The sequence below is a fragment of the Desulfosarcina sp. genome (assembly GCF_033791525.1).
Lineage (GTDB): Bacteria > Desulfobacterota > Desulfobacteria > Desulfobacterales > Desulfosarcinaceae > Desulfosarcina.
The window spans coordinates 1-3,961 of the sequence record NZ_JASJGN010000222.1; the positions used below are offsets into that span (position 1 = coordinate 1).

A 3,961-nucleotide genomic window follows, 5' to 3' on the forward strand; every position below is an offset into this window, starting at 1 on the left:
GGGTCCACCGGTACTCATACTCCAGACCCACGGAGAGGCCGTTCTCCGAACTGTCCTGGGTATTGCCGACAAACATGGATAATTGTTGACCGCCGCCAGCGTCCTCTGAAGTGCCGGCCGGTGAATCTTCGGCGGCTGCCGTGAGCGGGAAGAGGGTGCACATCAAAATGACCATAACCAGAGAAACCCATTTTAAACGAATCATCATGTGTGTCCTTTGATATTGGAATACGCGCCAACCGCAATGCACGCTTGATTGCATACAATGTCACCCAAGCTGAGCGATTGTCGAGCTTACCGCAGATACAAGGAAGATATCTTTCCGCTATAGTCGCCTATGCGGGAAGGCATCTAACGCCGTAGATGCGGTGAGATCGGCAATCCCAACGGGTTTCACATTTTTCAGGATAGTTTGCGGAAATATTCAATTAAATGAACACGATCTATCATCCTAAAAAATTTGAAACGCTCAATTTGGGTGTCAGTAATGCTCAGACCCGCTCGCGCGTTGTACAAGAGCCGCTCAAGGCCCAGTGAATAGCGTCCAGCAGTGCCTGATCATCCACCGGCTTGCGTAAAAACCCCACGGCACCGCTAACGAAGGCCTGCTCCCGATCCTCTTCTGAATCCAAGGCTGTCAAGAAAATCATCGGAATGCGTATGTCTTTCTCGGTGAGCTGCTGTTGGAGACCCAGCCCGCCAAGCCCCGGCATCTTGAAGTCGGTAACCACGCATGTATTGTGTTCCCGAATATCGGAATTCAAAAATGCCTCGGCGGATTTATAGGTCATGGCCTTAATCCCTGCCGAAAACAGCAGCATCTTCAATGAATTTCTTATCGATTCATCATCATCGATTACGTAAACACATATGCTGGTATCATCCGCCACAGCACCCTCTTTTTTCGATGGGTCGGTAAGGAAAAATCAACGTGTCTAAACTTTAAGCGATGGAATCGAGCAAAACAATTGTACCTTGGTGCATTGCACTTTGGTGCAATAACGGCGGCTCAGAATAGATTGGGGTAAGTGGTCTGAATGTGGTGGTTAGCGTTGAGCAGGAAGGATCAGGGGCTGGTACCCGCCGGTTTGATACCGGCTTTCTCGGTCAACCGAACCAGTTCGGCGATGGAATCGACGCCCATTTTGACCATGACCTGTTTGCGATGGGCTTTGACCGTGCGTTCGGCGATGTCCAATTCATAGGCGATCTGTTTGTTCAACAAGCCGGCGATGAGGTAGGTCAGGATTTCACGCTCCCTTGGTGTGAGGGTGTCCAACCGCTGGCGGATGTGGCTTTTTTCATTGTGTCGGGTAAGGTTTTGCTCGCCTTTGGTCAGGGCTTCCTTGACGGCCGCCAACAATGTCCCGTCATCAAACGGTTTGGGAAGGAACTCGACCGCGCCTTTTTTGATGGCCTTGACGGACATGGGAATGTCACCATGGCCGGTGATAAATATCATTGGAAGGGGGCACGCTGCCGCCTCCAGCTCATCCTGCAGGTCGAGGCCGCTGATACCCGGCATTTTTACATCCGATATCAGACATGCCGGTCGCTGCAAATCAGTCACCGCGTCAAGGAACTCCTTTGCAGAAGCAAATGTCTGCACATCATAGGCTGCCGACTGCAACAGCAGACTCAAGGAATCCCTGATGGAAACGTCGTCGTCGACGACATAGACAATCGGTTCGTCTGTTGGCATAGCTCCTCCGATGTTTGCCATGGTAATCAGATGCCCGGGTCAGCCACCGGGAGAACCAGAGCCATAGTTGCGCCCCCACCCGGGTTGTTTTCAGCCGTAATACTGCCGCCAAAAGAGTTGATGATTGATTTGCTGATGGCGAGTCCCAACCCCAGTCCCTGGGCTTTGGTGGAGTGGAAGGGAGTGAAAATGTCCTTCAGTTGATGGGGGGCAATCCCCTGCCCTGCGTCGGCAATCGACATCACCAGGTGCCCGGTCTTTTCCAATCTCGTAGTGATCATGATGGTGCGTCGCTCGACGGGCACCTCATTCATGGCATCCATTGCATTGGTCAACAGGTTAATGACCACCTGCTGGAGTTGAACAGCATCGCCGTAGAAAGCTGGAACAGAGGGGTCAAGGTCGGTTTGTATCTCGGTGTTGCGCATAACGACCTCACTGTTGGTGAGCATCAGCACATCTTTGATGGCCCGATTGATATCCAGTTTTTCTTTGCGTGTCTTTTTTTTCTTCACCAGGTCTCTCAGCCGGTTGACCACCGCCGAGGCCCGTTTGTTGTCCGCGACGATACCCTGCAACGCCTTGCGTATATTGGCGTTGTCGGTTTCGTCCGCATCCAGGAAACGAAGGGCGGCCTGCGCATAACTGCGCATGGCGGCCAGCGGCTGGTTGATTTCATGGGCCAGCGCCGAGGTCATGGCACTGATGGTGACCACGCGGTCGATGTGGGCCAATTCGGTTTGCAGCTCTTTAGATTCCGATCTAAGCAATTGCCTTTGGGTGATGTCGCGGTTGCTGCCGCGCACGCCCAGATCCCTCCCCTGGGGTCCAAATACTGGTTGGCAGGCGTGTTCGATCCAGCGTATGTCGCCGTCCCGGTGCTGAATGCGATACTGGAGAAGCGATTCGGTTTCTGATTGTCTGGGGATATTGCAGCGGTGTCCGACCCAGATGTTGCGGTCTTCGGGTACGATTGTTTCCATGAGCAATTCAGGAGATCGCATGAAGTCCTGCGGAGGGTAGCCGCTGATGCGTTCACAGGATGGCGATACATACACCATTGATCCATCCGCTGCTTGCCAGTACTCCCAGTCGTAGGTATGGTCAGCCATCGTCCGGAATTTCCATTCGGTGGATTTAGCCCGCTTATCCGAATGCTGCCGGTCGATGGCGTTGGCAAAGATTTCTCCGAACAGGCGCAAACGGTCGATGGTCTCTGTCGGCCAGTCTCTGCGAGCCTGGATGGCATCCAGACCAATGGCACAAAGCGGTGCATCAGCCACCTGCACCGGAATGATCACAAACGAACGGATGCCGATCTGCCGGCAGTATTCGTACTCCTCAATCGCCTTCATGTCAGGCAGCTTTTCCACATCGTTGACAATGATATCCTGACCGTTGATCAGATTGATATAAACCCAGGGGATAAAGTCCTTGACGACCGATCCGCGTACCACCTGATCGGGTTCCGCGCCATTGGATTCCCAGAGATGCGAAATGACGAAACGGGTTTTATCCCAGTTGAATTGAAACACGAATACCCGATCGGCCGCCAACAACGCACCCACCCGGGCGAGGCTCTCAAGAATCGTCGATTCGGTTCGGTCTGCCGGCAGGCGGATAAACTCACTGGATAGTTGAGCAGAGAACCTCTCAAAAGCCAACTGATCCGCAAGCGTTTGCTCCGTCTGGATGCGAGTCCATCGCTGATATAACAGGTAGGCAATGACCAGCACCTGGAAAACAATCAGAACAAATCCGCCGATGATCCAGCTTTTGTAGCTTTCCCATGTGCTGAACCTTTTAAATTTGATAATACTTTCCGGCGGCAGCAATTCTTCTTTGATGGACCAACGCCTCAGCTCTCTCCAGTCGAACTTGGCCTTCAATGAGTCTTCATTGGCGGGCGGGATGTCGGACGGCTGCTCTCCATTCAAAATACGCAATGCCAACGCCGCTGCGGCCCTGCCCTTTTCCTCGGCACTGCTTAGATAACCGCCGACGATACCGTGACCGAGCATCAGGTCCCAGAAACTGTAGACCGGGGCATTGGCGGTCCCTGAAATTTGGAAAGCCGATTGGGTCGCAGTGAACTTACTTCCCGCCCCATCTTCAAGGAGCGTAATGTACATGACCAAGGATCGCGGCGGCAGGTGGGCGACCCTCTCGCGGATCGTCGGCATCGGGAGCCCTGTAAGATCGATAACATCGACCCGATCACCATACGGCTGAAACGCCTGCATGGCATTCATGCTCCAC

4 protein-coding genes are annotated in these 3,961 nt (G+C 53.3%); all 4 read right to left on the reverse strand.

Annotated elements, in window-relative coordinates; all coding sequences use genetic code 11:
- On the reverse strand, positions 1-208 hold a 208-nt coding region (locus QNK41_RS11180), incomplete at its 3' end, for a hypothetical protein (protein WP_319256757.1).
- 283 nt (positions 209-491) lie between these two features.
- Complete coding sequence (locus QNK41_RS11185) at positions 492-890, reverse strand: response regulator transcription factor (protein WP_319256759.1); 399 nt, start codon at positions 888-890, stop codon at positions 492-494.
- Positions 891-1,066: 176 nt separating this feature from the next.
- Complete coding sequence (locus QNK41_RS11190) at positions 1,067-1,702, reverse strand: response regulator transcription factor (RefSeq protein WP_319256760.1); 636 nt, start codon at positions 1,700-1,702, stop codon at positions 1,067-1,069.
- A 26-nt stretch (positions 1,703-1,728) separates the two neighbouring features.
- The coding region (locus tag QNK41_RS11195; protein ID WP_319256762.1) for an ATP-binding protein at positions 1,729-3,961 on the reverse strand (2,233 nt) is incomplete at its 5' end.

Coding starts and splice junctions, on each gene's coding strand:
- QNK41_RS11190 (WP_319256760.1), bottom strand. CDS start 1,702: ATGCCAACAGACGAACCGATTGTCTATGTCGTCGACGACGACGTTTCC.